22 protein-coding genes and 2 pseudogenes are annotated in these 26035 nt (G+C 71.9%); 14 read left to right on the forward strand and 10 right to left on the reverse strand.

From position 1 onward, the window contains the following. Window positions 1-3: 3 nt before the first annotated feature. Window positions 4-822: an SAM-dependent methyltransferase gene (locus tag QA802_RS38025; RefSeq protein ID WP_334535144.1), complete on the reverse strand. Its 819-nt coding sequence runs from the start codon at window positions 820-822 to the stop codon at window positions 4-6. 195 nt (window positions 823-1017) lie between these two features. Between QA802_RS38025 and QA802_RS38030 the strand changes: the two genes are divergently transcribed. The 3 genes from QA802_RS38030 to QA802_RS38040 all read left to right on the forward strand — a co-directional run bounded on the left by QA802_RS38030 (window position 1018) and on the right by QA802_RS38040 (window position 3289). Then, window positions 1018-1806: a helix-turn-helix transcriptional regulator gene (locus QA802_RS38030; RefSeq protein WP_334532753.1), complete on the forward strand. Its 789-nt coding sequence runs from the start codon at window positions 1018-1020 to the stop codon at window positions 1804-1806. After that, window positions 1803-2780 carry a pyridoxal-phosphate dependent enzyme gene (locus QA802_RS38035; RefSeq protein WP_334532755.1) on the forward strand — a complete coding sequence of 326 codons (978 nt, stop codon included), beginning with the start codon at window positions 1803-1805 and terminating at the stop codon, window positions 2778-2780. Before QA802_RS38030 ends, QA802_RS38035 begins: the two co-directional genes overlap by 4 nt. A 143-nt stretch (window positions 2781-2923) precedes the next feature. Beyond that, window positions 2924-3289, forward strand: a complete 366-nt coding sequence (locus QA802_RS38040; RefSeq protein ID WP_334532758.1) for a cupin domain-containing protein — start codon at window positions 2924-2926, stop codon at window positions 3287-3289. Between the two features lie 117 nt (window positions 3290-3406). Here the strand turns inward: QA802_RS38040 and QA802_RS38045 are convergent, their stop codons facing one another. Continuing rightward, the gene (locus tag QA802_RS38045; protein ID WP_334532762.1) at window positions 3407-4759 is read right to left on the reverse strand and encodes a vWA domain-containing protein; all 1353 of its coding nucleotides are present in this window, start codon (window positions 4757-4759) and stop codon (window positions 3407-3409) included. Next, window positions 4756-5613 carry an AAA family ATPase gene (locus QA802_RS38050; protein ID WP_334535146.1) on the reverse strand — a complete coding sequence of 286 codons (858 nt, stop codon included), beginning with the start codon at window positions 5611-5613 and terminating at the stop codon, window positions 4756-4758. Before QA802_RS38050 ends, QA802_RS38045 begins: the two co-directional genes overlap by 4 nt. Before the next feature lie 140 nt (window positions 5614-5753). Here QA802_RS38050 and QA802_RS38055 point away from each other — a divergent pair, with 140 nt between their 5' ends. Then, window positions 5754-6332, forward strand: coding sequence for a hypothetical protein (locus QA802_RS38055; RefSeq protein WP_334532765.1), 579 nt, complete (start codon window positions 5754-5756; stop codon window positions 6330-6332). Between the two features lie 285 nt (window positions 6333-6617). Here QA802_RS38055 and QA802_RS38060 read toward each other — a convergent pair whose 3' ends face one another. The 6 genes from QA802_RS38060 to rhaI all read right to left on the reverse strand — a co-directional run bounded on the left by QA802_RS38060 (window position 6618) and on the right by rhaI (window position 14376). Then, the gene (locus tag QA802_RS38060; protein ID WP_334532768.1) at window positions 6618-7310 is read right to left on the reverse strand and encodes a LutC/YkgG family protein; all 693 of its coding nucleotides are present in this window, start codon (window positions 7308-7310) and stop codon (window positions 6618-6620) included. Then, window positions 7307-8794 (reverse strand): LutB/LldF family L-lactate oxidation iron-sulfur protein, encoded by a 1488-nt coding sequence (locus QA802_RS38065; protein WP_334532771.1) that lies wholly within the window; start codon window positions 8792-8794, stop codon window positions 7307-7309. The genes QA802_RS38060 and QA802_RS38065 overlap by 4 nt, the downstream gene beginning before the upstream one ends. Continuing rightward, window positions 8791-9546, reverse strand: coding sequence for a (Fe-S)-binding protein (locus tag QA802_RS38070; protein WP_334535148.1), 756 nt, complete (start codon window positions 9544-9546; stop codon window positions 8791-8793). The genes QA802_RS38065 and QA802_RS38070 overlap by 4 nt, the downstream gene beginning before the upstream one ends. A gap of 73 nt (window positions 9547-9619) precedes the next feature. Further along, window positions 9620-11056, reverse strand: coding sequence for a rhamnulokinase (locus tag QA802_RS38075; protein ID WP_443042235.1), 1437 nt, complete (start codon window positions 11054-11056; stop codon window positions 9620-9622). A gap of 5 nt (window positions 11057-11061) precedes the next feature. Continuing rightward, window positions 11062-13101 (reverse strand): bifunctional aldolase/short-chain dehydrogenase, encoded by a 2040-nt coding sequence (locus QA802_RS38080; RefSeq protein ID WP_334532774.1) that lies wholly within the window; start codon window positions 13099-13101, stop codon window positions 11062-11064. A gap of 114 nt (window positions 13102-13215) precedes the next feature. Beyond that, window positions 13216-14376: an L-rhamnose isomerase gene (rhaI, locus tag QA802_RS38085; protein WP_334532777.1), complete on the reverse strand. Its 1161-nt coding sequence runs from the start codon at window positions 14374-14376 to the stop codon at window positions 13216-13218. A gap of 274 nt (window positions 14377-14650) precedes the next feature. Here rhaI and QA802_RS38090 point away from each other — a divergent pair, with 274 nt between their 5' ends. The 10 genes and pseudogenes from QA802_RS38090 to QA802_RS38135 all read left to right on the forward strand — a co-directional run bounded on the left by QA802_RS38090 (window position 14651) and on the right by QA802_RS38135 (window position 24443). Continuing rightward, entirely contained in the window at window positions 14651-16168 is a 1518-nt protein-coding gene (locus tag QA802_RS38090) for a sugar ABC transporter ATP-binding protein (RefSeq protein ID WP_334532780.1), read from the forward strand. Continuing rightward, window positions 16165-17232 carry an ABC transporter permease gene (locus tag QA802_RS38095; protein WP_334532783.1) on the forward strand — a complete coding sequence of 356 codons (1068 nt, stop codon included), beginning with the start codon at window positions 16165-16167 and terminating at the stop codon, window positions 17230-17232. The genes QA802_RS38090 and QA802_RS38095 overlap by 4 nt, the downstream gene beginning before the upstream one ends. After that, window positions 17225-18216: pseudogene (locus tag QA802_RS38100) on the forward strand (ABC transporter permease). Before QA802_RS38095 ends, QA802_RS38100 begins: the two are co-directional and overlap by 8 nt. Before the next feature lie 72 nt (window positions 18217-18288). Beyond that, a complete protein-coding gene (rhaS, locus tag QA802_RS38105; protein ID WP_334532786.1) occupies window positions 18289-19371 on the forward strand; it encodes a rhamnose ABC transporter substrate-binding protein in 1083 nt (360 codons plus the stop codon). Window positions 19372-19388: 17 nt separating this feature from the next. Then, complete coding sequence (locus QA802_RS38110) at window positions 19389-19709, forward strand: L-rhamnose mutarotase (RefSeq protein WP_079657971.1); 321 nt, start codon at window positions 19389-19391, stop codon at window positions 19707-19709. An 86-nt stretch (window positions 19710-19795) separates the two neighbouring features. Next, complete coding sequence (locus QA802_RS38115) at window positions 19796-21220, forward strand: BNR repeat-containing protein (protein WP_334532796.1); 1425 nt, start codon at window positions 19796-19798, stop codon at window positions 21218-21220. A 91-nt stretch (window positions 21221-21311) separates the two neighbouring features. Then, the gene (locus tag QA802_RS38120; RefSeq protein WP_334532798.1) at window positions 21312-22343 is read left to right on the forward strand and encodes a LacI family DNA-binding transcriptional regulator; all 1032 of its coding nucleotides are present in this window, start codon (window positions 21312-21314) and stop codon (window positions 22341-22343) included. A gap of 75 nt (window positions 22344-22418) precedes the next feature. Continuing rightward, window positions 22419-22754: pseudogene (locus QA802_RS38125) on the forward strand (hypothetical protein); the annotation flags it as partial. Between the two features lie 28 nt (window positions 22755-22782). Next, window positions 22783-23526 (forward strand): PIG-L deacetylase family protein, encoded by a 744-nt coding sequence (locus QA802_RS38130; protein ID WP_334532800.1) that lies wholly within the window; start codon window positions 22783-22785, stop codon window positions 23524-23526. Between the two features lie 83 nt (window positions 23527-23609). After that, a complete protein-coding gene (locus tag QA802_RS38135; protein ID WP_334532802.1) occupies window positions 23610-24443 on the forward strand; it encodes a pentapeptide repeat-containing protein in 834 nt (277 codons plus the stop codon). Here QA802_RS38135 and QA802_RS38140 read toward each other — a convergent pair. After that, complete coding sequence (locus tag QA802_RS38140; protein WP_334532805.1) at window positions 24405-26027, reverse strand: cytochrome P450; 1623 nt, start codon at window positions 26025-26027, stop codon at window positions 24405-24407. The two genes, QA802_RS38135 and QA802_RS38140, sit on opposite strands and share 39 nt — an antisense overlap. Window positions 26028-26035 lie beyond the last annotated feature (8 nt).

A 26035-nucleotide genomic window follows, 5' to 3' on the forward strand; every position in this document is an offset into this window, starting at 1 on the left:
AGGTCAGCCCAGACGGCCGACGCCGCCGAACTCGATCCACTCCTGCGTGAGCTGGCGGGGCGTCACCTCGGTGTCCGGTCGCCAGGACGAGACCTCGACCAGCCCCGGGGGGAGGATCTCCAGGCCGTCGAACAGGGCGGCCACGTCCTGCTCCTGGCGCACCCGGCCCCAGTGGCCCTGGGTGGCCTTGTCCATGAAGTCGGTGACGAACTCCCGGACGCCGGCGTCCTCGCTGACCAGCTGGCACATCACCAGGAAGCTGCCGGGCGCGAGGTGTTCGCTGACCCGGCGCACCACCGCCCGCGGCCCGTCGCTCTCGCTGTCGGGGATGCAGTGGAAGACCGAGTTGAACAGCACGGCGACCGGCTGCGAGAAGTCGATCAGCCGCCGGGTCTCCTCGTGGCCGAAGATGGTCTCCGTGTCGCGCAGGTCGGCGTGGATGACGGTGGTCCGCTCGTCCTGCTCCAGCAGGGCCCGGCCGTGCCCGAGGACCATGGGGTCGTTGTCGACGTAGACGACGTGCGTGCTCGGGTCGACGCGCTGGGCCACCTGGTGCACGTTGTCCTGCGTGGGCAGACCGGAGCCGTGGTCGAGGAACTGCCGGATCCCGTGCTCCTGCGCCAGGGTCCGCACGACCCGCTGCAGGAAACGCCGGTTGTTCAGCGCGAGGGCACGGGTGCTCGGGACGACCTTGTCGAGCTCCTCGCAGGCGGCGCGGTCGGCCGCGTAGTTGTCCTTGCCGCCGAGATAGTGGTCGTACATGCGCGCGGCCGTCGGAACCGTGGCATCGATGTTCGTGGACAGCTGCTTGCCTGGCTGCATCTCTTCCCCCAGGATCGCCGCCGTGCCACGGGCTGACGCGGCGGACAACACATCCTAGGGAAACGCGGATTGGCGACACCACCCCCTTGATCGACGGTTCGCCTGAAGGTGTCCGTGCGCTCCCGTGCCCTCCCTTTTCGGCCCGACCTGATTGGACTGCTGGTCCAATAGCTGGACGCATGGTCTAATCGATGCATGGAACCCCAGGATCCACAGGCCCTGCGCGAACAGGAGCGCGAGGAACCCGAGGTGCGCGAGGAGAGCGAGGAGCGCGAGGAACGTGAACAGGAGCGCGAGGGGGAGCGGGACGCGATCCTGCGCGCCCTCGTCCCCGTGGTCGACGGCATCGCGGCGACCTTCGGCCCGGTGTGCGAGGTGGTCCTGCACGACTACCGGCGGCCGGAGAAGTCCGTCGTCGCCGTCGCCGGAGCGGTGACCGGGCGGACCGTCGGCGGCGCCATGAGCGAGATCGGCATGCGGGTCCTCGCCCGCGGGGACGCCGCCTCGGACGAGCTGAACTACGTCACCCGCACCCGTCCCGGACAGTTGGTGAAGTCGTCCACGATGGTGCTGCGCGACTCCACGGGCGCGGTCTTCGGCGCCCTCTGCGTCAACGTGGACGTCACCGAGGTGGACCGCGCGCGCACGCTGCTGGGCGCACTCGCGGGGACGACGACCGGGCCGTCCGACCCGCCGGCGACCACCTTCGGCGACGACATCGACTCCGTCGTGGACGCCCTCCTCGACGCCCATCTGCTGCGCCAGGACCAGACCTGGGCCGGTCTCGACCGGCCGCGGCGACTGGCCCTCTTCCGCAGCCTCGACGAACGCGGCGTGTTCGCCGTGCGCCGCGCGATCGAGCAGATCGCCGCCCGCCTCGGCATCTCCCGCGCCTCCGCCTACACCTACCTCTCGCAGGCCAGAGCCACCCCGGCGACCGGGACGGACGGAGCCGACGACACCTCTGAGGGAGCACACCCGTGACGACCACGCCCTTGCCGATCACCCTCGACGACGTCCGCGACGCGGCAGCCCGGCTCAAAGGCGTCGCGCACCGCACGCCCGTGCTGCGCTCTACGACCCTCGACCGGATCGTCGGCGCCGAGGTCCTGCTGAAGTGCGAGAACTTCCAGCGCGTCGGCGCCTTCAAGTTCCGCGGCGCCTACAACGCGGCCTCCCGGCTGGCCCCCGAACAGCTGGCCCGGGGCATCGCCGCGTACTCCTCCGGCAACCACGCCCAGGCCGTCGCCCTGGCCGCCCGGGAACTGGGCACGACCGCGGTGATCGTCATGCCCGAGGACGCCCCCCGCTCCAAGCGGGCGGCGACGGCAGGGTACGGGGCCGAGATCGTCACCTATGACCGTTACGCCGGCGACCGCGTCGCCATCGCCGAGGCGCTGGCCGCCGACCGCGGCCTGGCGCTGATCCCGCCCTACGAGCACCCGCACGTCATGGCGGGCCAGGGCACCGCAGCCCTCGAACTCCTGCAGGACGCAGGTGAGTTGGACGCCCTGCTGGTGCCGGTCGGGGGCGGCGGGCTGATCGCGGGCAGCGCGACCGCGGTCAAGGGGCTGCGCCCAGGCATCCGGGTGGCCGGCGTCGAACCCGAGGCCGGCGACGACACCAAGCGCTCGCTGGAGGCGGGCCGCCGGGTCGAGATCCCGGTGCCGCGCACCATCGCCGACGGGCAGGCCCTGCACACGCCGGGCGAGCTGACCTTCTCGGTGAACCGGCGGCTCGTCGACGAGATCGCGCTCGTCTCGGACGGCGAGATCCGCGCCGCCATGCGGTTCGCCTTCGAACGGCTGAAGATCGTCGTGGAGCCCAGCGGCGCCACGCCGCTCGCCGCGCTCCTCGCCGGACGGCTCGGCGACCTCCCCCGGCGCGTCGGGCTGATCGTCTCCGGCGGCAACATCGACGCCGGCCGTTTCGCCGAACTGTGCGGTGAAGCCGTCTGAGAGCGGCACGCCCCGTATGGCGACCCCCGGTGGCCAGGCGGACCATGGAGGTGTAGGGGCGCGGCTCCGACCGGTGGCCGTCCAGGTCCGCCGGGGGACCGCCCCCGGCCGTGGTCAAGCGCGGCCCGGAAGGGAGGAGCGTCATGATGGAAGTGAAGACCCTCGACAAGCCGGACGAGCGCCGCGATTTCCCGCGCGGCCACATCGAGGCCGTCCACATGACCGGGCTCGACTTCGCCAAGGCGACCTTCGAACCCGGCTGGCGCTGGACCGAGTCGCTGGCGGGTCTGGTCGGCACGGACACCTGCATGATCCACCACAACGGCTATGTGGTCTCCGGACGCATGCACGTCACCATGGACGAGGGCGGCGAGAGCGAACTCGGCCCCGGCGACGTGTTCGTGATCCCGCCCGGCCACGACGCCTGGGTCGTGGGCGACGAACAGTGCGTCGTGTACGACTTCGCCGGTGCGATGGCCACGGAGTACGCGAAGGCCAAGGACGCCTGAAAGCTGAGGACTTGAGGACTTGAGGACCTGAGGACCTGAGGACTTGAGCGCTTGAGGACCGCCCGACCGGACAGAGCCCGGCCGGGGACGCCTGAGGACCCGTCCGCCGTACCCGTCCTACACGGGAAGCAGCCGGCCGATGAGCGCGCCGAGTTGATGGGCGTTGCGGCACTCGTGCATCGCGATCAGCTCGGCGTACTCGGGTGCGGCCGAGTCGCCCGTGCCCCACAGGGACCGGGGTTCCGGATTCAGCCAGTGCAGATGGCGGGCCTGCCCGGCGATCAGGCGCAGCGCGGCCAGGTTCGGGTCGGCCATGTTCGTCCGGGCGTCGCCGAGCACGAACACCGTGGTCCGGGGGCCGACCGCGGCGCCGTACCGCTCCGCGAACTCGCCCAGAGCCATGCCGTAGTCGCTGCTGCCGTGATAGCCCGTCAGCCGCGCCTCGTCCTGGATGCGGGCGCCGAGGCCCCCGGGGTCGGCCGCGCCGTGTTCGAGCAGACCGGTCACCTCGTCGATCCGGTTGACGAAGGCGAACACCCGCACCTTGGAGAACTGGTCGTGCAGCGCCTGCACCAGCAGCATCGTGAAGTCGGAGAACCCGGACACCGAGCCCGACACGTCGCACAGCAGCACCAGTTCGGGGCGGACCGGGCGCCGGCGGCGCAGCACGGGCCGCATCGGCACCCCGCCCGTCGAGAGCGAGGCGCGCAGTGTGCGGCGCAGATCGATGGAGCCCCGGGCGGCCCGGCGGCGGCGCGCGGCCATCCGGGTGGCGAGCTTGCGCGCCAACGGCTGCACCGTCCGCCGCAGTTCGGCGAGCCGGTCCCTGCCCGCGTACAGGAAGTCGACCCGGTCCGCGGTCGGGGCCACCGCCCGGCGGGCGATCTCGTCCCGCCCGCGCCGCTCCGCCACCCGACGGCGCGCCTCCGCGGCGACCAGGCCGCGGAACGCCTCGATGCGCCGTCGGATCTCGTCCTCCAGCAGCCGGCCGGTGAAGCCGGAACCGTCCCGCGCCCGCATGTCGTCGCGCACGCGCGCCAACAGCGTCTGCGGGCGCAGCCGTTCGAGTGTCTGGTACGACGACCAGCCGTCCGCGCCCGGCGAACTCCCGTACCCGCCCAGCCCGTCGACCGCCTCGATCGCCAGTCGGCCCAGCATCGCCTCGTCACCGTCGGCGAGTGCGGCGGCCAGCCGCTCGCGCAGGTCGTCCCGGTCGCCCGGCTCGCCCTCGGGCGCGCCCACGCCGCGAGGGAAGTACAGGTCGAAGACGGTGTCGAACACCCGCCGTTGGTCGGCCGAGTGCAGCAGCGTCGCCGCCAGGCCTTCGCGCAGCAGGGCCCGGTCGGCGAATCCCAGCGCCGCGGTGGCCTCGGCGGCGTCCACGGTCTCGCCCGTGCCGACGCGGACGCCGTGGGCGCGCAGTGCGGCGACGAAGCCGGCCAGCCGGTCGGCGACCCCGGCGGCGCTCACACGGCGTCCAGGTCGAGCTTCGCGCCCGCCTTGAGGACGTCGTCCTGGTGCTTGAGGATCACGCCGAGACTGTCGCGGACGACGTTCTCGTTCAGGGTGTCGGCGCCGAGCGCGAGGAGGGTGCGCGCCCAGTCGATCGTCTCCGCCACGGACGGCGCCTTGCGCAGGTCCATCGCGCGCAACGCGCCCACCACCCGGACCACCGACTCGGCCAGCGCCGCGTCGATGCCGGGCACCTTCAGCCGGACGATCCGCCGCTCCAGCTCCTCCTCCGGAAAACCGATGTGCAGGAAGAGGCAGCGGCGGCGCAGCGCCTCCGACAGCTCACGGCTGGCGTTGGAGGTGAGGACCACGAAGGGGCGGCGGGTCGCGGTGATCGTGCCCAGCTCCGGGACGGTGACCTGGAAGTCGCTGAGCACCTCGAGGAGCAGTCCCTCCACCTCGACGTCGGCCTTGTCGGTCTCGTCGATCAGCAGGACGGTCGGCTCGTCGCCGCGGATCGCGGTCAGCAGCGGGCGGGGGAGCAGGAACTCCTCGCTGAAGATGTCGGTGCGGGCCGCGTCCCAGGTCTCGTCCCGGCCGGCGCTGATGCGCAGCAGCTGCTTGGCGTGGTTCCACTCGTACAGCGCACGGGACTCGTCGACGCCCTCGTAGCACTGCAGCCGCACCAGCCGGGCCCCCGCGACCTGCGCCACGGCCTTGGCCAGCTCGGTCTTGCCGACCCCGGCCGGCCCCTCCACCAGCAGCGGCTTGCCGAGCCGGTCGGCGAGGAAGACGGTCGTGGCGACGGCGGGGGAGGCCAGGTACCCGCTCTCGGCGAGCCGGGCGCGGACATCGTCGACGGACGTGAACAACGGGGGCCTCCGGCGGTCGGCGCGGGCGGGGTGCGTGATCCGCCCACTATCTAAGCGCTTGTTCACCGACTTTGTCATCAGGGTTCCCCGCCCCCTCGCCGCCGGGGGCGTTGTCGGTGGCGGGCGGTACGTTGCGGGGCATGGGTGTGTATCTGGTGAGCGTGGACGCGCGAGAGTGGTTCGGGCACGAGGAGGGCGGACACGGCGACAAGGCCACGGCGCTGAACGAGGAACTGCGCCGGCGCGGACTGCCGCCGTACCTGCCGGCGGAGTCCGCCGCACCGGCACGGGACTGGTTCGAGGAGAAGGCGAGCCTGTCCATGGCGGCGTTCGCCGCGCTGTGCCGGGCGCACCTCACCCCGGCCGAGGAGGAGACGCTGCTGGGCTGGACCGTCCTGGTGCCGGTCTCCCTCGACCGGGAGGTGAAGGTGCCGATCGGCGGCGCCTACGTGGACGAGACGCTGATCGTCGGAGCACCTCAGGTCCTCACCCTCGCCGAACGGCTGGCCCACGCTCTCGACCTGCCCCTGGACGCGATACCGGAGACCGGCGGCAACCTGGAGATGACGAACTGGTTCCTCGAGGGCGGGGCGGACGCGGCGGGCGCGGCGCGGCCGGCGCCGTGGGCCGACGCTCCGGAGGCGGCCTTCTACGCGGCCCTGTACCTGCGCGCCGCCCGGTACGCACTGCGGCACGGCTGCCCGATGACCTGGTCTTGACCCGAGACCGCAGCCGCAGCCGGGCCGCGCACGCCGTGCGAGGGAGGCGCGCGTCGTGGCGCGCCGGAGCCCGGTGCGATCCGCCCGGCGGCGGGAACCCGGCCGGCCTGCGCCGGGCGACGGTGCGGTCGTCCGCGTCGGCGGTGAGCGCCACGCCGTCCACCGCGACGAGGACGGGCAGTCGCACGGCCTGTCCCGCAGGGCCCGGCGGTCGACCCGCTCGAACCCCGCGCGACCTCCGAGCCGGCCCGGCGGCGCGCCGAGGGCGGCCCGGTCCGGCCCGCCTCAGTCGACCAGGACGACCTCCAGGGTGCGCGGGCCGTGCACCCCCTCCACCCGGTCCAGCTCGATGTCGCTGGTCGCCGACGGACCGGAGATCCACGTCAACGGGCGGGCCGGGTCGAGCCGCTCGAGGGCCTGCGGCACGGACGACACGACCTGTCCGGGCACCCGGACCACGCACACATGGTGGTCGGGGACCAGGGTGATGCGGCGCCGGCCCTGATCGGGTCCGCCGTCCAGGACGATCGTCCCGGTCTCGGCGATCGCCACCGCGCACGCCGTGACCACGCTGTCGACGCCGTCCAGCTCGTGCGCGGTGCTCTCGGCCCGGTCCTCGATCCGCTCGGCGTCCGTCGCGGACAGCCAGGCGCGGTCCAGCCCGGGCGGCGCGAGAACCGACCTCGCCCCGTGGTCCGCGAGCAACCGGCCGATCAGGGACGGGAGTTCGTCCTCCGTGCAGCGATGCACGAGCGCCCGGTAGTCGGCCAGGTTCTCCGCCAGCAGCTCCGCCGTCTGTGCGGCGTCGCGCTCGCCGTGCTCCCGCAGATACTCCCGGGCGACGGCTTCCCCGTACCCGGCGACCTGCCCGGACCCACCGGACCCACCGGATTCACCGGACCCGTCCTGAGCGTCGTCGCGCGGTACGTCGGACAGCGCCCGCCGCACCCGGCCCAGGATCTGTTCCCTGCTGCTCACTTCGCCGTCCCTTCGCCGGCGTTGCCGCCATTGGTCCGCTGCCACCAGTCGCGGAACGGTTCCGCGGGCACGGGCGGAAGATCCCGGCTGCCGCTCCACGCCCGGCCCGGACCGGGCAGGGTGCGGGGGTGCAGCCGGCGGGTGCGCGACGCCAGCCGCTGACCGGCGCGCAGTGCGCCGGGGCGGGCGAACGCCCAGCGGGCCGCCCGCATCGCCGCTCGCTCGGCGGCATGGCCCTTGGCCGGCTTGAGCACCGTCCGGTTGCCCTCCAGGGTCACCGGCCCGCCCTGCACGACCCGTTCGCGCAGGTGCACCAGCACCTCCGGGATGTCGATGGCGACCGGGCAGACCTCGTAGCAGGCCCCGCACAGCGAGGAGGCGTACGGCAGCGAGGCGTCGATCTCGCTTCCGGTGCCCCGCAGCTGGGGGCTGAGGATCGCGCCGATCGGGCCCGGGTAGACCGAGCCGTAGGCGTGGCCGCCGGCCCGCTCGTACACCGGGCACACGTTCAGACAGGCCGAGCAGCGGATGCAGCGCAGGGCCTGGCGGCCGACCTCGTCGGCGAGGGTGTCGGTGCGGCCGTTGTCCAGCAGCACCAGGTGGAAGGTCTGCGGACCGTCGCCGTCCACGGTGCCGGTCCAGGTCGAGGTGTACGGGTTCATGCGCTCGGCCGTCGAGGAGCGGGGCAGCGTCTGGAGGAAGACCTCCAGGTCACGCCAGGTCGGCACGATCTTCTCGATGCCGACGACGGAGATCAGGGTCTCGGGGAGGGTGAGGCACATCCGCCCGTTGCCCTCCGACTCCACGACCACCAGGGTGCCGGTCTCGGCGACCATGAAGTTCGCGCCCGAGACGCCGACCCTGGCCCGCAGGAACTTCTCCCGCAGGTGCAGGCGGGCCGCCTCGGCGAGTTCGGCGGGCGTGTCGGTGAGGCCCTCCGGGGCCGGCCGTCCCCACTCGCTCATCTCCGCGGCGAAGATGTCCCGGATCTCGCCCCGGTTGCGGTGGATCGCCGGGACCAGGATGTGTGAGGGACGGTCCTTGCCCAACTGCACGATCAGCTCGGCGAGGTCGGTCTCGTAGGCCCGGATGCCCTCGGCCTCCAGCGCCTCGTTGAGCCCGATCTCCTGCGTCGCCATGGACTTGACCTTGACGACCTCCGACTCGCCGGTCTCCTTGACCAGCCGCGTGACGATCCGGTTGGCCTCGTCGGCGTCGGCCGCCCAGTGGACCGTGCCGCCGGCCGCGGTGACCGACTCCTCCAGCTGCACGAGATAGCGGTCGAGATGCCGCAGCGTGTGGTCCTTGATCTGCTTGCCGGCCTCGCGCAGCTCGGCCCAGTCGGACACCTCGGCGACCGCTGCCGCGCGCTTGGCGCGGATGGTGTGCGTGGCGTGCCGCAGGTTGGCGCGCAAGGTGGTGTTGCCGACCGCCTCGTGGGCGGCCTTCGGAAACGCCGGCATCCCGACGAACGTCCCGCTCACAGTGCCGGCTCCGCTTCCGTGCTCGCCAGGATCTCCGCGATGTGCACCGGCCGCATCCCGGTCCGCAGCCGGGTCATGGTCCCGCCGATGTGCATCAGGCAGGAGTTGTCGGCCGCGCACAGCACCTCCGCGCCGGTCGACTCGGCGTTGCGCACCTTGTCGGCGCCCATCGCCGCGGAGACGTCGGAGTTCTTCAGCGCGAACGTGCCGCCGAAGCCGCAGCATTCGTCGGCGCCGGGCAGCTCCGCGAGCTCCAGCCCCTTGACCGCCTGGAGCAGCCGCCGGGGCCGGTCCCCGAGCCCCAGTCCGCGCAGTCCGTGACAGGTGGGGTGGTAGGTGACGGTGTGCGGGTAGTACGCGCCGACGTCCGTCACGCCGAGCACGTCCACCAGGAACTCGGTGAGTTCGTACGTCTTCGGGACGACCGGGGCGAGGGTCGCGGCGAGCGTGTCGCCGCGCCCTTCCGCCCGGGCCCGTTCGCCCATCCGCGGATACAGCTCCCGCACCATCGCCCCGCACGACCCCGACGGCGTGACGATCGCCTCGTACCCCCCGAAGACATCGGAGAAATGCCGAGCGAGGGGCTCGGCCTCATGGCGGTAGCCGGTGTTGTAGTGGGCCTGGCCGCAGCAGGTCTGCGCCATCGGGAAGTCGACCTCGACGCCCAGTCTGGCCAGCAGTTTAACCACGGCACGGCCGGTATCCGGATAGAGCGTGTCGTTGACACAGGTCAGGAACAGGGCGACACGCATCGCGGCTCCTCGGGAATCGGTCATCGGATGAATGAAGAGTAGCCCCCCACGGAGTTCCCGGGGAGACCCCGTCTCACCGTGTGGCGAGACGGGCCTCCGCCTCCCGCCACAGGCCGGCGTCGCCGCGCGGCGTGTAGCGCGTCAGGGGCTGGGTGCGGGCGAGCAGAGCGCGCATGTCGGCGCGGTCGCCGACCAGCCCGTGGGCCCGGGCCTGGACGAGCACGTTGCCGAGCGCGGCCGCCTCCGTCGGACCGGCCACCACGGGCAGCCCGCAGGCGTCGGCGGTGAGCTGGCACAGGAGCGTGTTGCGGGTGCCGCCCCCGACGATGTGGACCACGTCGACGGCATGGCCGGCCAGCCGCTGCGCGTCCTCGACCGCCCTGCGGTGCGCCAGGGCCAGGGAGTCGAGGATGCAGCGGGTGATCTCGCCGGGTGTGCCCGGGACCGGCTGCCCCGAGGCGCGGCAGGCCTCGGCGATCCGCTCCGGCATCCGCCCGGGCGCCAGGAAGACGGCGTCCCCCGCGTCCACGACCGAGCGCAGCGCGGGCGCGTCCGCCGCGTCCCGCAGCAGTTCCGCCAGGTCGGGGTGGTCCCAGGCGCGCATGCACTCCTGGAGCAGCCACAGTCCCATGATGTTGCGCAGATAGCGGACCGTGCCGTCCAGCCCCAGCTCGTTGGTGAAGTTGGCGGCGCGGCTCTCCTCGGTGAGCACGGGCGCCGTCAGCTCCAGGCCGGCCAGCGACCAGGTGCCGGTGCAGATGTAGGCGAACCGCTCGTCGACGGCCGGGACGGCCGCCACCGCCGACGCGGTGTCGTGCGAGCCGACCGTGGTGACCGGCACCGGTCCGGTGAGGCCCGTCTCCTCCAGCACCCGGTCCCGCAGCAGCCCCGCCGGGTCGCCGGGCCGCCGCAGCGGGGCGAACAGGGTGAGGTCGATGCCGAGCCGGTCGGCGACGGCGTGGGACCAGTCGCCGGCGCGGGGGTCGATCAGCTGTGTCGTCGAGGCGTTCGTCAGCTCGGTGCCCTGCTCGCCGGTCAGCCAGTACGTCAGCAGGTCCGGGATGAGCAGCAGCCGCCGCGCCTGCGCCAGCTGCGCCGTGGAGGCGGCGGCCGTCAGCTGGTAGAGGGTGTTGAACGGCGCGTACTGCAGACCGGTCGCCGCGTACAGCTCGGCCGCCGGCATGCTCGCCCACACCTTCTCGGCGACACCCTCGGTGCGTGCGTCCCGGTAGTGCACCGGGTTGCCGAGGAGCGCCCCGTCGGCGTCCAGCAGACCGTAGTCCACGGCCCAGCTGTCGATGCCGACGGAGTCCACCCGGCCCGCCGCGCGGAGCCCGTCCAGCACTCCCGCGTACAGGGACAGCACGTCCCAGCGCAGCCCCTCGGGGAGGCGGACCGGGCGGTTGGCGAAGCGGTGCGCCTCGGTCAGGTCCAGCGTGTCGGGGCCGACGCGGCCGACCATGACGCGCCCGCTGGACGCGCCGAGGTCGACGGCGGCGTAGGACCGCACGGCCGTCACCGGAGGAACGCGGCCGCCACACCCGCGTCGACGGGGACATGGAGTCCGGTGGTGTGGGTGAGCTCGCCGCCGGTCAGCGCGAACACGGCGTTCGCCACGTGCTCGGGCAGCACCTCGCGCTTGAGGATGGTCCGCTGCGCGTAGAACTCGCCCAGCTTCTCCTCCTCGATGCCGTAGGTGGCGGCCCGCTGGGCGCCCCACCCGCCGGCGAAGATGCCCGAGCCGCGCACCACGCCGTCCGGGTTGACCCCGTTGACGCGGATGCCGTGCTCGCCCAGTTCGGCCGCGAGCAGCCGCACCTGGTGGGCCTGGTCGGCCTTGGTGGCGGAGTAGGCGATGTTGTTGGGCCCGGCGAAGACGGCGTTCTTCGAGGCGATGTAGACGATGTCGCCGCCGAGGCGCTGCGCGATCATCGTGCGGGCGGCCTCGCGGGAGACGAGGAAGGACCCGCGGGCCATGATGTCGTGCTGGAGGTCCCAGTCCTTCGCAGACGTCTCCAGCAGCGGCTTGGAGATCGAGATGCCGGCGTTGTTGACGACCAGGTCGACCCCGCCGAAGGCGAGCGCGGCAGCGTCGAAGGCGGCGGCGATCTGCTCCTCGGACGTCACGTCGACGGTGACCGCGACGGCCTTGTCGGGCCCGCCGAGCTCCTCGGCGACGGCGGCCGCGTTCTCGCCGTTGAGATCGGCGACGACCACGCAGGCGCCCTCGGCGGCCAGCCGGTGCGCGATCGCCTTGCCGATCCCGCTGCCGCCTCCCGTCACCAGGGCGACCCGGGTGGCGAGCGGCTTGGCCTTCGGCATCCGCTGGAGCTTGGCCTCCTCGAGCGCCCAGTACTCGATGCGGAACTTCTCCGACTCCTCGATCGGCGCGTACGAGGACACCGCCTCGGCGCCGCGCATCACGTTGATCGCGTTGACGTAGAACTCGCCGGCCACCCGGGCGGTCTGCTTGTCCTTGCCGAAGGAGAACATGCCCACGCCCGGCACCAGCACGATCGCCGGGTCGGCGCCGCGCATCGCGGGGGAGTCGGGCTCGGCGTGCCGCGCGTAGTAGGCGGCGTATTCCTCGCGGTAGGCGGTGTGCAGCTCCCCGAGCCGGTCCACGGCCTCGTGGAGCGGGGCGGTCGGCGGCAGGTCCAGGACCAGCGGCCGCACCTTGGTGCGCAGGAAGTGGTCGGGGCAGGAGGTGCCGAGCGCGGCGAGCCGCGGGTGCTCGGCCCGCGCGGTGAAGTCGAGGACGACGTCCGAGTCGTCGAAGTGTCCGACCTGCGGCCGGTCCTGGGAGGCGATCGCCCGCACGTACGGCGCGAGCGCGGCCGCCCGCTTGCGGCGCTCGCTCTCGGGCAGCGGCCGGTAGCCCTCGAGGACGGGACCGAAGGGCTCGGCCCTGCCCTTCTCGGCGAGGAACGCCTCGGCGGCGCGGATGATGTGCAGCGAGTTGCGCTCGCACTCCTCGGCGCTGTCGCCCCAGGCGGTGACGCCGTGACCGCCGAGGATCACACCGATGGCCTGCGGGTTGGCCGCCTTGATGGCGGCGATGTCCAGGCCCAGCTGGAACCCGGGGCGCCGCCACGGCACCCAGGCGACCGCGTCGCCGAAGCACTCGGCGGTCAGCTTCTCCCCGTCGGCGGCGCAGGCGAGCGCGATGCCGGAGTCCGGGTGCAGATGATCGACGTGCGCGGCGTCGACGAGCCCGTGCATCGCGGTGTCGATGGAGGGGGCGGCCCCGCCCTTGCCGTGCAGGCAGTAGTCGAACGCGGCGACCATCTCGTCCTCGCGCTCGACGCCCGGGTAGACGTCCCGCAGTGCCCGCAGCCGGTCCAGCCGCAGCACGGCCAGTCCGGCCTCGGTGAGCGTGCCGAGGTCGCCGCCCGACCCCTTCACCCACAGCAGCTCGACGTCCCCGCCGGTGACGGGGTCGGTGTCGGAGCCCTTGGCCGACGTGTTGCCGCCGGCGTAGTTGGTGTTGCGGGGATCGGCGCCGAGCCGGTTGGACCGGGCGAGGAGAGCCGCGGCTTCGGGGTGGGTGGACATGGAGTTTCCTTACTTCTCAGGAGAGGGTGAGTGGACTTACCAGGGGGCGCGGGGAACTGCGCGACCAGCCACTTCCGGCCTGCACTCCGCGACGAGACAGATCACCGCGGACGCTCACGCGCCCCAACCGGCCTGCTCCCCTCCCACCCGTTCTGCGACGATCTTCTCCGCCCATCCGGACGCCCGGTAGGCGGCGATGGGGTCGGGGTGCAGCCCGCTCTCCTCGCGTACCTCGCGCAGCAGCGGCCGCACGTCCGTGTTGTACGCGTCCATCAGCACCGCGTTGGCTTCCAGGACGTCGCCGGAGGCCTGCGCGGCGGCCAGGGCCGAGGCGTCGACGAGCAGCGCCTTGGCCGTCGCCTCCTGGACGTTCATCACGGAGCGGATGATCGCCGGGATCTTCGCCTCGATGTTGTGGCACTGGTCGAGCATGAACGCCACGTCGGAGGTGAACCCGCCGCCGCGCACCACCTCGTACATGATCCGGAACAGCTGGAAGGGGTCCGCCGCGCCCACCATCAGGTCGTCGTCGGCGTAGAACCGGGAGTTGAAGTCGAACCCGCCGAGCTTGTTCTCGCGCAACAGCGTGGCGACGATGAACTCGATGTTGGTGCCGGGCGCGTGGTGGCCGGTGTCGACCACGACCTGTGCCTTGGTGCCGAGCTTCAGACAGTGCGCGTAGGCCGTGCCCCAGTCCGGGACGTCCGTCGCATAGAACGCCGGCTCGAAGAACTTGTACTCCAGCAGCATCCGCTGCCCGTCGCCCAGCCGCTCGTACACCTCGGCGAGACCCTCCGCGAGCCGGTCCTGGCGTCCACGGATGTCGTCCTGGCCGGGATAGTTCGTGCCGTCCGCGAACCACAGCTTCAGATCGGTGGAACCCGTCGCGTCCATGATGTCGACGCACTCGAGCAGGTGGTCGACGGCCTTGCGGCGCACCGCCGCCTCCGGGTGGCAGATGCTGCCCAGCTTGTAGGCGTCGTCCTGGAAGGTGTTGGAGTTGATGGCTCCCAGCTTCACGCCCCGGTCCTCGGCGTGCTTGGCGAGCGCGGAGTAGTCCTCCACCTTGTCCCACGGGATGTGCAGCGCGACGGTGGGGGCAGCCCCGGTGACCGCGTGCACCTGCGCCGCGTCGTCCAGTTTCTCCTGCGGGGTGCGCGGAACTCCCTGCTGGGCGAACACCTTGAAACGGGTCCCCGAGTTCCCGTACGCCCATGACGGCGTCTCGACGGCCTGGGTCTTCAGCGCGGCCTTCACGGCGACGAGGTCGGTCACTTCGGGCTCCTGTGACATCAGTCCGGGATCGGCACCCGGATGAAACGATTCAGGACGGGAAGCTATGAGGCCACCGAACGGGTGTCAACCCCCCAGGCCTGGCGTGTTCATCGTGACCGGTGCGTGACCTTAGGGTATCGAAAACTTTTCGACACGTACCCATTGACGCGACATGGCCGGAATGCCTAACGTCCCGGCCATCCAGTTGAAACCTTTCACGACGTCGCGGCGGCCCCGAGCGGCCCGGCCTGCGGACGTCGTCGAGGAGCCACCCATGACCCACCCGTCCGACACGGGACCAGCCCCGGTGCTGGCACTGAGGGACGTGACCAAGTCCTTCGGAGCCGTACGCGCCCTGCGGGGCGTCTCCCTGGAGCTGTTCCCCGGCGAGGTGCACGCCCTCGCCGGCGAGAACGGCGCGGGCAAGTCGACCTTGATCAAGACCCTTGCGGGGGTGCACCGACCGGACTCCGGCCGGGTGCTGCTCGACGGCGAGTCCGTCGTCTTCCACGGTCCCGGCGACGCCCGCGACGCCGGAATCGCGGTGATCTACCAGGAGCCCACGCTCTTCCCCGACCTGTCGATCGCCGAGAACATCTTCATGGGCCGACAGCCCCGGCGGGCCCTTCGCCGCATCGACCACAAGGCCACCCACGCCGCCACCGCCGCCCTGATGCAGCGTCTCGGCGTGGACCTCGACCCCGATCGCCCGGCGCGCGGCCTGTCCATCGCCGACCAGCAGATCGTCGAGATCGCCAAGGCGCTCTCCTTCGACGCCCGCGTCCTGATCATGGACGAGCCCACCGCCGCCCTCACCGGCAGCGAGGTCGCCCGGCTCTTCGGCGTGGTGCGCACCCTGCGCGAACAGGGCGCGGCCGTGCTGTTCATCTCGCACCGGCTCGAGGAGATCTTCGAGATCTGCCAGCGGGTGACCACCCTGCGCGACGGGGCGTGGATCGCCAGCGAGCCGATCGAGGGCATGACCGAGGACGACCTGGTCCGCCGGATGGTCGGCCGCGAACTCGACGAGCTCTACCCCAAGCAGGACGTCACACCGGGCGAAGTCGCCCTGAGCGTCCGTCGGCTGACCCGCGAGGGCGTCTTCACCGACGTCTCCTTCGAGGTCCGGCGCGGCGAGATCGTCGGCCTCGCCGGACTCGTCGGGGCCGGCCGCACCGAGGTCGCCAGGGCGGTCTTCGGCATCGACCGCTGGGACGCCGGCGAGGTCTTCGTGGACGGCCGTCCGCTCACCAACGGAGCACCCTCCACCGCGATGTCCGCGGGCCTCGCCCTGGTCCCCGAGGACCGGCGCGCCCAGGGCCTGGTGATGGACATGTCCATCGAGCGCAACATCGGCCTCACCGGTCTGCGCACCACCGTCAAGGCCGGACTGATGGACCGCGGCGCCGAACGCAGCCGCTCCCTCGACTGGGCCGTCAAGCTCCAGGTGAAGTACGCCCGGATCGCCGACAGCGTCAACACCCTCTCCGGCGGCAACCAGCAGAAGGTCGTGCTCGCCAAGTGGCTGGCCACCGGCCCCAAGGTGCTGATCGTCGACGAGCCGACGCGCGGCATCGACGTCGGAACCAAGGCCGAGGTGCACCGGCTGCTGAGCGAGCTGGCCGCCGACGGGGTCGCCGTCCTGATGATCTCCTCCGACCTGCCCGAGATCCTCGGCATGGCCGACCGCGTGCTGGTGATGCACGAGGGCCGGCTCACCGCCGAGATCGCCCGTACCGACGCCACCGAGGAAACCGTGATGGCCGCAGCCACCGGGAGGGCCGCCGCATGACGGTGACCACTCCCCACGAGGCCCCCGTCGCCGGGACGCCGAAATCCAGCGGCACCCGGCTGGTCGACCGTGTCTTCAAGATGCGCGAACTCGCCATCCTGGTCGTCTTCCTGGTGATGATCGCCGTCACCCAGGCCGGCAACAGCGAGTTCCTCTCCGAGCAGGGCATCAAGGACCTGCTGCTGAACGCGACCATCCTGGTGCTGGTCGCCACCGGCCAGTCCCTGGTCGTCATCACCCGCAACGTCGACCTCTCGGTCGGCTCCACCCTCGGCGTCAGCGCCTTCGCCACCGGCACCTATCTGCACGGCGGCGGCAACCCGGTGATCGCGATCGCCCTGGCGATCCTGCTGGGCGTCGGCTTCGGGCTGCTCAACGGCCTGCTGGTCAGCCTCGGACAGGTGCCCGCCCTGGTCGTCACCCTCGGCACGCTGTACATCATCCGCGGCATCGACTCCATCTGGGTCGGCTCCCGGCAGATCACCGCGGCCGACCTGCCGGGCTCCTTCGTCGACTTCGGCTCCGGCGGCCTCTCGGCGGTGCCGTGGCTGGCGCTCATCGCGGTCGTCGTCCTGATCGCGACCGCCTACTACCTCAAGCACTTCGGCAGCGGACGCGAGCTGTACGCGCTCGGCTCCAACCCCGAAGCCGCCCGGCTCGCCGGCATCCCGGTCCGCAAGCGGATCCTCGCCGCCTACACGTTCTGCGGCGGCCTCGCCGGTCTCGCCGGCGCCATGTACCTGGCCCGGTTCGGCAACGTCGACTCCGGGACCGGCAACGGCTACGAACTCACCGTCGTCAGCGCGGTCGTGGTCGGCGGCGTCGTCTTCACCGGCGGCTCCGGCAGCGTCTACGGCGCCGCCCTCGGCGCCCTGCTCCTCACCTCCATCAACAGCGTCCTGCCCGCCCTCGGCGTCAGCTCCGTCTGGGTGCTCGCCATCAACGGCGTGCTGCTCCTGCTGGCCATCGCGGTCGACCGGATCGTGGCGCTGCGGGTGGCGTCCGCCCTGAAGAAGAAGTCGGCCTCCGTGCCGGCCGTAGAGAAGGGAGAGGCCCGTGCCTGAGTCCCTGGCCCGCGCGATCCGCTGGGACACCGTCGTGGGCGCCCTCCTGATCGTCCTGCTGTTGTTCTCCTTCTCCTTCGTGGACGGCTTCGGCAACGCGCTGAACCTGTCCTTCCTGATCGGCAACACCCTGCCGATCGCGCTCATCGCCCTGCCGATGACCCTGCTGGTCGTCTCCGGCGAGATCGACCTCTCGGTCGCCTCCACGGCAGGCCTGTCCGGCGCGGTCATGGGCGCCCTGTGGAACCAGGGCCTGACCATCGAGGCGATCATCCCGGTCTGCCTGCTGCTGGGCGTGGTGTGCGGGCTGATCAACGGTCTGCTCGTGACCCGGCTCGGGCTGCCCTCCCTCGCCGTCACCATCGGCACCCTCGCCGCCTACCGGGGCATCGCGCAGATCGTGCTCGGCTCCGACGCGGTGACCGACTTCCCCACCCAGTACCTCGACTTCGCGGCCGGACGGGTCGGGGACAGTTTCCTCCCGCAGGCGTTCCTGCCCTTCGTCATCCTGCTCGCGATCGCGGTGGTAGTCCTGCACGCCACCCCGTTCGGCCGCTCGCTCTTCGCGACCGGCGCCAGCGAGGAGGCCGCCCGGTTCGCCGGCATCCGCGTCAAGCGGCAGAAGCTCATCCTGTTCACGGTGACCGGCCTGATGGCCTCCCTCACCGGCATCTTCTGGGCCCTGCACTACGCCAGCGCCCGCTACGACAACGCCACCGGCCTCGAACTCTCCGTCGTCGCCGCGGTGTTGCTCGGCGGCATCGACTTCGACGGCGGCAAGGGCACGCTGGGCGGCGCCATCGCGGGCGTGTTCCTCCTCGGCGCACTGCAGAACGTGATGAGCCTGCTCAACGTCTCCGCCCAGTCGCAGATCGTCGTCACCGGCGTCCTGCTCGTCGTCTCCGTGCTCGGCCCCGGGTCGCACGCCAGATCGCCGTCGCGAGGGCGGGCCGCAGAGCCGCCGCCTCGACCCCGACCGCCTGAACCGACACAAGCCCCGCCCTCACATCCCACCCCCCTCACAGCTCCGCCCTCCTCTCTAAGGACTCACCCACCATGCGCAAGTCATCCCTCCGCCGTGCCTGCGCGGCCGTCGCCGCCGTCTCCTCCCTCGCCCTCGCCGCCACCGCCTGCGGCGGCACCACCAAGGAGGACGTGAAGAAGGAGAGCACCGGCGCGGCCGTCGCCACCGGCAAGGCCGACCCGAACGCGGCCACCAAGAAGGGCCTGACCGTCGGCTTCCTGCCCAAGCAGGTCAACAACCCCTACTTCACCTCCTCCGACAAGGGCGGCGAGGCGGCCCTGAAGGAGCTGGGCTCCAACTACAAGGAGGTCGGCCCCTCCAGCGCCACCGACACCTCCAGCCAGGTCTCCTACGTCAACACCCTGACCCAGCAGCAGGTCGACGCGATGGCCGTGTCCGCGCAGGACCCGGGCGCCCTGTGCACCGCGCTCAAGCAGGCCATGAGCAACAAGATCAAGGTCGTCACCTACGACTCCGACACCAACCCCGAGTGCCGCAACGCCTTTGTCTCGCAGGCGTCCGCCGAGGACCTCGGCCGCACCGAGGTGCAGCTGCTCGCCGAGCAGATCGGCTACAAGGGCGAGATCGCGATCCTGTCGGCCGCGCAGACCGCGACGAACCAGAACACCTGGATCGACTTCATGAAGGACGAGCTGAAGGACCCCAAGTACAAGGACATCAAGCTCGTCAAGGTGGCGTACGGCAACGACGACGCCCAGCAGTCCTTCCAGCAGACCCAGGGCCTGCTCCAGCAGTACCCGAACCTGAAGGGGATCATCTCCCCGACCACCGTCGGCATCAAGGCGGCCGCGCAGTACCTGTCGGGCTCCAAGTACAAGGGCAAGGTCAAGCTGACCGGCCTCGGCACCCCGAACGACATGCGCACCTACGTCAAGAACGGCACCGTCGACGCCTTCGAGCTGTGGGACCCCTCGAAGCTCGGCGCGCTGGCCGCCCAGACCGCGGTGGCGCTGGTCTCGGGCCAGATCACCGGCGCCGAGGGTGAGACCTTCAAGGCCGGCGGCGCCGAGTACACCATCGGCAAGAACGGTGTGATCAACATCGGCAAGCCGACCGTGTTCAACGCCAAGAACATCGACCAGTTCAACTTCTAAGTCGGGAGCGGTACTTCATGCAGCGCGTCTGTTTCCTGCTCAAGGTCCGACAGGACCGCCTCGCCGAGTACCGCGAACGCCACGCGGCCGTGTGGCCGGAGATGCTCGACGCTCTCTCGGCCACCGGCTGGCACAACTACTCGCTCTTCCTGAGAGACGACGGCCTGCTCGTCGGCTACCTGGAGACCGAGGACTTCGCCGCCGCCCAGGCCGGCATGGAGGCCGCCGAGGTCAACGCCCGCTGGCAGGCGGAGATGGCCCCGTTCTTCGAGTCCCTGGACGGAGCCCGGCCGGACGAGGCCATGAAACCCCTCACCGAGGTCTTCCACCTCGCCTGAGGGGACCGCCCCCGAAGTCCGCCGACACCCCCCATCCCCCACCCCAGCCTCTTCCCTTGCTCTCGTACGACAACGGAGTCCCCGAGATGAGACGACGCACCCTGCTGGCCGGCGCCCTCCTCAGCGCCGCAGCCTCCCCCGTGCTGGCCGCCGGCACAGCACGCGCCGCCGACCCCGGCCCCTCGATCACGAGGAGGACGACCACGCGACTCGACGCCCAGGCCGTGTTCTTCGTGTCCTACGACGGCCTGGTCAACAACAACTCGTTCCAGAAGAACGGTCTGCTGACCTACAAGGGCTACCAGTACGCCACCTGGTACACCGCCACCCGCAACGCGGTCGTCGCCCGCCGGATCCTGGGCGGCACCACCTGGTCCACGGTGACGCTGCCGCACCAGCTCAAGTCCAGCGACTCGCACAACGTCATATCCATGGGCGTCTCCAAGGTCGACGGCCGGCTCCACCTCAACATGGACTCCCACAGCGACGGCTTCTTCTACGTCAAGTCGGTCGCCGGGCTCCTCGACAACCCGGCGACCACGTCCTGGACGTCGTCCGGGTTCGGCGCCGTCCAGACCACCCTCGACGGCCTCGCGCTCACCTCCCAGTTCACCTACCCCCAGTTCGTCTCCACCCCGGAGGGCAGACTCCAGCTCAGCTACCGGGTCGCCATATCCGGCAACGGCCGCAACGCCCTCGCCGAGTACGACGGTTCGACGTGGAAGAACCTCGGCGAGTGGTCCGGCTCCACCGGCACGTACACCAGCGAGCACGGCTCCAGCACCGCCCGCAACATGTACCTGCACGGCATCGACTACGACGTCAACGGCCGGCTGCACTCGTTCTTCACCTGGCGCGAGCAGAACGGCGCCGTGATGTGCTCCGGCGGCGGCATCACCAACCACGACACAGGCTACGTGTACTCCGACGACCGCGGCCGGACCTGGCGCAACAACGCGGGCACCGTCGTCGGCGTCACCGGCGGCTCCGACAAGGTCGCGGTCACCGACAGCGGGCTCGTCGTGGACCCGCTCAACCCCGACCACTCCCTGATGAACCAGGAGAGCCAGGCCACCGACTCCGCCGGCCGGCCGCACGCGATCATCAGCTATGTCCCCGGCCGCTTCGGTCAGTGCACCACCGACTACGTCAACGACCGCACCGTCAACGGCCGCGCCTTCCACCTGCGCAAGAACGCCTCCGGCGGCTGGCAGAAGACGGAGATCCCGGTCGTCCTCGGCTCCAGCCAGCGCACCAAGCTCATCCTGGACAAGTACGACAACGCGTACGCGATCTTCCCGTTCGGCAGGATCGCCGGCGCATCCAAGGCCTCCGGGTACACCGACTGGAAGATCCTCTTCGACGGCAGCGGCCTCAACGCCTTCGGCGAGGTCGTCATCGACGAGATGCGGGTCAAGGCCGACAACACGCTGTCGTTCATGTACCAGGAGAAGTCGAGCGGGACGACTCCGTCGGCGCTCCACGTCATCGACTTCACGCTGCCGGCATGACCGGCGCACCGGCCCGGCCGGAGGCCCGGCGGGATGGCGGTAATGTGAAGGCCGTCCCGCCGTGCCCCGTTCACCTGGAGGTTCACGCCTGATGGCCCAGTCGGTGGGTATCAAGGACGTCGCCCGTGCCGCCGGAGTCTCCGTCGGCACGGTGTCCAACGTCATCAACCGCCCGGACACCGTCGCCACGGAGACCCGGGCCCGGGTGCTTTCGGCGATAGACCGTCTCGGATACGTCCGCAGCGAGTCGGCCCGCCAACTGCGCGCCGGACGCAGCCGGATCATGGGGCTGCTCGTCCTCGACATGGGCAACCCGTTCTTCGTGGACGTCGCCCGGGGCGCCGAGCGTGCCGCCCGGGACGCCGGACTCGGCGTCATGGTCTGCAACAGCGCCGAGAGCGCCGGCGAGGAGGCCGAGTACCTGTCGCTCTTCGCCGAGCAGCGGGTGCGCGGCGTGCTGCTCACCCCGGCCGACGCGACCGGCCGCAACATCGAGTCGTTCCGCCGGCACGGCATCCCCTTCGTCCTCGTCGACCGGGTCTCCGAGGGCACCGCCGAGTGCTCGGTGTCGGTGGACGACGTGGCGGGCGGGGCGCTCGCGGTGCGGCACCTCATCGACGCCGGCCACCGTTCCGTCGCCTACGTGAGCGGCCCGCCCGGCTTCACCCAGGTCCGCGACCGCCGCACCGGCGCGCTGACCGCGCTCGCGGAGGCGGGCCTCGGCCCGGAGCGCCTGCGCGAACTGCCCACCGAACGGCTGGACGTCGCCGCCGGACGTGACGCCGGCGCCCGACTGCTGGGCCTCGCCGACCGTCCGACCGCCGTGTTCTGCGCCAACGACCTGCTCGCGCTCGGCGTGCTGCAGGCCATGTACGCGGCCGGGGTGGGCGTTCCCGACGACCTCGCCATCGTCGGCTACGACGACATCGAGTTCGCGGCCGCGGCGGCGGTCCCCCTCACCTCCGTCCGGCAGCCCGCCGTCACCATGGGCGCCCTGGCCGCCGAGATGCTGCTGGAGGAGACGGAGGAGGGGCACGAGAGCGGGAAACGGGCACACGAACACCGCCGCGTGGTCCTCCAGCCGGAACTGGTGGTCCGCCGATCGAGCCTGTCGGCCCGCTGAGCGCGGGCCGCCGGACGCGGTGGCGGCTGCGCCGGTCCGACGCCGCCGGCCTCGCGGCCTGTGGGCCCCGCGACCGGCATCCTCCTCGGCGGCGGCGAGGGCAGCCACCGTCTGCACCACCTCCTCGAAGACGCCTTCGTGCCCACCCCGCAGGGCCCCGCGCTCTCCGACGCCTTTCAGGAGGAGCTCCAGGGTCAGCTGTCCTTCGCCGGACACCCGCTCTACGCCCTCCTCCACGAGGCGATCTACCACGACGACCTGTACGTGGACACCGCCCACTCCCTGCGCACCGCGCGTGCGATCCGGGGGCTGCGCACCTGGGTCACCGACGAGTTCGAGCACGACGGCGTCCGGGCCGGCGGCCCCCGTGTCCTCGACCGGCTGCTCGCCCTCGCCAGTGACGAAGCGTGATGTCGGTGTCACGCACTAGTCTGCGGACATGACCGAGCCGACGAACACTCAGCTCCAGCCCATGCCCGAGGACTGGCGGCGCGCCCTGGCCGTGGTGGCCCACCCGGACGACCTCGAGTACGGGTGCTCGGCGGCGATCGCCGCCTGGACGGACGCCGGCCGCGAGGTCGCCTATGTGCTGGCGACCCGCGGCGAGGCCGGCATCGACACCCTCGCGCCCGCGGAGTGCGGCCCGCTGCGCGAGCGGGAGCAGCGGGCGAGCGCGGCCGTGGTGGGCGTCTCGACGGTCGAGTTCCTCGACCACCGGGACGGCGTCGTCGAGTACGGCACGGCCCTGCGCCGGGACATCGCCGCCGCGATCCGCCGGCACCGCCCGGAGCTCGTGATCACCCTCAACCACCGTGACACCTGGGGCGGCGTCGCCTGGAACACCCCCGACCACGTCGCCGTCGGCCGCGCCACCCTCGACGCGGCCGGGGACGCCGGCAACCGCTGGATCTTCCCGGAACTCGTCGAGCAGGGCCTGCAGCCCTGGGACGGCGTGCGCTGGGTCGCCGTGGCAGGGTCCGCGACGCCCACCCACGCGGTCGGCGCGTCGGCGGGGCTGGAGCGCGCCGTCGGCTCGCTGCTCGAACACGGCGCCTACATCGAGGCGTTGACCGACGAGGAGCCCGAGAAGTACGCACGGGGGTTCCTGACCGGGGTGGCGAACTCCGTGGGGGAGCGGTTCGGCGGCAGACCGGCCGTGGCGTTCGAGCTGTTCGGCCGGTAGCGGGCCGCCGCCTCAGGCGGGGCGTGCCGGTGGGCCGGGAAGCGGGCGCGCGTCGCGTGGCCGCAGGTCAGTAGGGTGGACGGATGCAAGAGGAGACGGTGGACCCGACCGCGTTGCGCGGCGACTGTGCCAACTGCTTCGGGCTGTGCTGTGTGGCCCTGCCCTTCGCCCGCTCCGCCGACTTCGCGATCGACAAGCCGGCCGGCACGCCCTGCCCCAACCTGGGCGAGGACCACCGCTGCGGCATCCACGCGCGGCTGCGGCAGAGCGGCTTCGGGGGCTGCACGGTCTACGACTGCTTCGGCGCCGGGCAGAAGGTCTCGCAGATCACCTTCGGCGGCCGCGACCGGAGCACCGCCCCGCCGGCCGAGGCCCGCCGGATGGCCGAGGTGTTCCCGGTCGTGCGGCAGCTCCACGAACTCCTGTGGTACCTCGCCGAGGCGCTCGCTCTGCCCGCCGCCCGCCCGGTCCACGCCGATCTGCGCCGGACGCTGGCGAGGACCGAGGAACTGACCCTGCTGCCCGCTGGTGAGCTGGTCGCGCTCGACGTCGCGGGGCACCGACAGGACGTCAACGTGCTGCTGCTGAGGACCAGCGAGCTGGTCCGGGCCGGCGTCGGCGGCGGACGCCGGAAGGAGCGCCGGGGCGCCGACCTGATGGGCGCCCGTCTCAAGGGCGCCGACCTGCACGGTGCGAACCTGCGCGGCGTCTGTCTCATAGCGGCCGACCTCACCGGCGCCGACCTGCGCCGGGCGGACATGATCGGCGCCGACCTGCGCGACGCCGATCTGACGGACGCCGACCTCACCGGCGCGTTCTTCCTCACCCAGCCGCAGCTGAACGCGGCCAGGGGAAGCGCGGGCACCCGGGTTCCGGAGTCACTCGCCCGTCCGGTGCACTGGACAACCTTGCTCTGAGGAAGATTCCCGGCCGGAGCCGGAGCCGGAGCCGGAGCCCGCTCCGATCTCGCCCGTTCCGTCCGCGTTGCCCGCCCTGCCCGCCCTGTCCGCGTCGTCCGTCGGCGTACGCCGCTCCAGGCGCAGCCGCAGCCCTTCCGGCATCAGCGTCAGCCGTTCCGTGACCCGCAGCCGGTACGCCGGGTCCGGCCGCAGCTCGTAGCGCCGCAGCAGCAGCCCGAGGACCAGTGTGGCCTCGTGCAGCGCGAACTGGCGTCCGATGCAGGCCCGTGCGCCCGTGCCGAACGGCTTGTAGGTGTGCGGGGCGCGTGCGCGGACGGCCGGGGCGTCGAAACGGTCCGGGTCGAACCGTTCGGCGTCCGGACCCCACACCGCGGGATCCCGGTGCAGCATGCCGGTCAGCACCAGCGCCCAGCCGCCCCGCCGCACCGGATGCTCCCCGCCCAGCACGGTGTCCGCGCGCGCCTCACGCGCGAACGCGGGTGCCGTCGGCCACAGTCGCAGCGCCTCGTCCAGGACCCGGCGGACGTAGCGCAACTTCGCCACCTGCTCGTAGGCGGGCACCGCCGTGTCGCCCCACACCCGGTCCACCTCGGCGCGGGCGCGGGCGGCGAGGCGGGGGTTGCGGGAGAGGTAGTGCAGGGCGAAGGAGAGTGCGCCCGACGTCGTCTCGTGTCCGGCGACCAGGAAGGTGATGACCTGTCGCCGCACGTTCTCGTCCGACAGGCGCTCGCCCGTCCCGGGGTGCGCGGTGTCGAGCATCCGGTCGAGCAGGTCGCCGTCCGTGCCGCCCTGTGCGCGGCGGGCCCGCACGAGGGCGTCGACGGTGCGGTCGAGGTAGGCGATGTCGGCCCGGTTACGGCGCGCGGCCCGCCGCAGCAGCGCGGGGGACGGCACCGTGTTGAGGCGCTGTGCGTAACTGAGGGTGCCGACCATCGCGGTGACGAACGGGTGCGGCCGGTCACGCTCGAAGGAGCCGAAGTCGTGGCCGAACCCGGTGCGCGCGATCGTCTCCAGGGTCAGTTTGGTCATGTCCCCGGGCACGTCCACCGCCCGGCCCGCGGCCAGCTCCCGGTCCCAGTGACCGGTCAGACGTTCGGCCACGTCCAGCATCATCGGGTGGTAGGCCGCCATGGCCTCCCGGCTGAACCCCGGCGCGAGGACGTCGTGCGCCAGCTGCCAGTTGGGTTCGTGGTTGTACGCCGTGAACAGGGCGTCCCCGACGACGGGCCGCAGGTTGGCGATGCCCAGTCCCACGTGTTTGGCGAACCGCTGCTCGTCCGCCATGTCGGCGGCCAACTCGGCGCCCCACACGAACACGAACTCCCGGTCGAACGCCTTGCGCCGGAAGATCGGCCCGAGCTGCGCGGCGTAGCGCAGAGAGTCCTGTATGGGGGTGCTAGGGCTCGTGCCCAGGACGTCGCCGAGCAGGGGGAGCCGGTGCCGGGGGCGCGGAATGCGGTGCAGTTCGGGCCACCCGAGCTCCGCGCCGCGGAACCCCTTCGGCAGCGCGCCCGGCGCCGCCGCCCCGGCCGTCCCCGCTCCCTTGGCGCCCACGGCGCCCGTCGTCCCCGTCTCCGCCATGACGCGAT

The organism is Streptomyces sp. B21-105 (genome assembly GCF_036898465.1).
Taxonomy (GTDB): domain Bacteria; phylum Actinomycetota; class Actinomycetes; order Streptomycetales; family Streptomycetaceae; genus Streptomyces.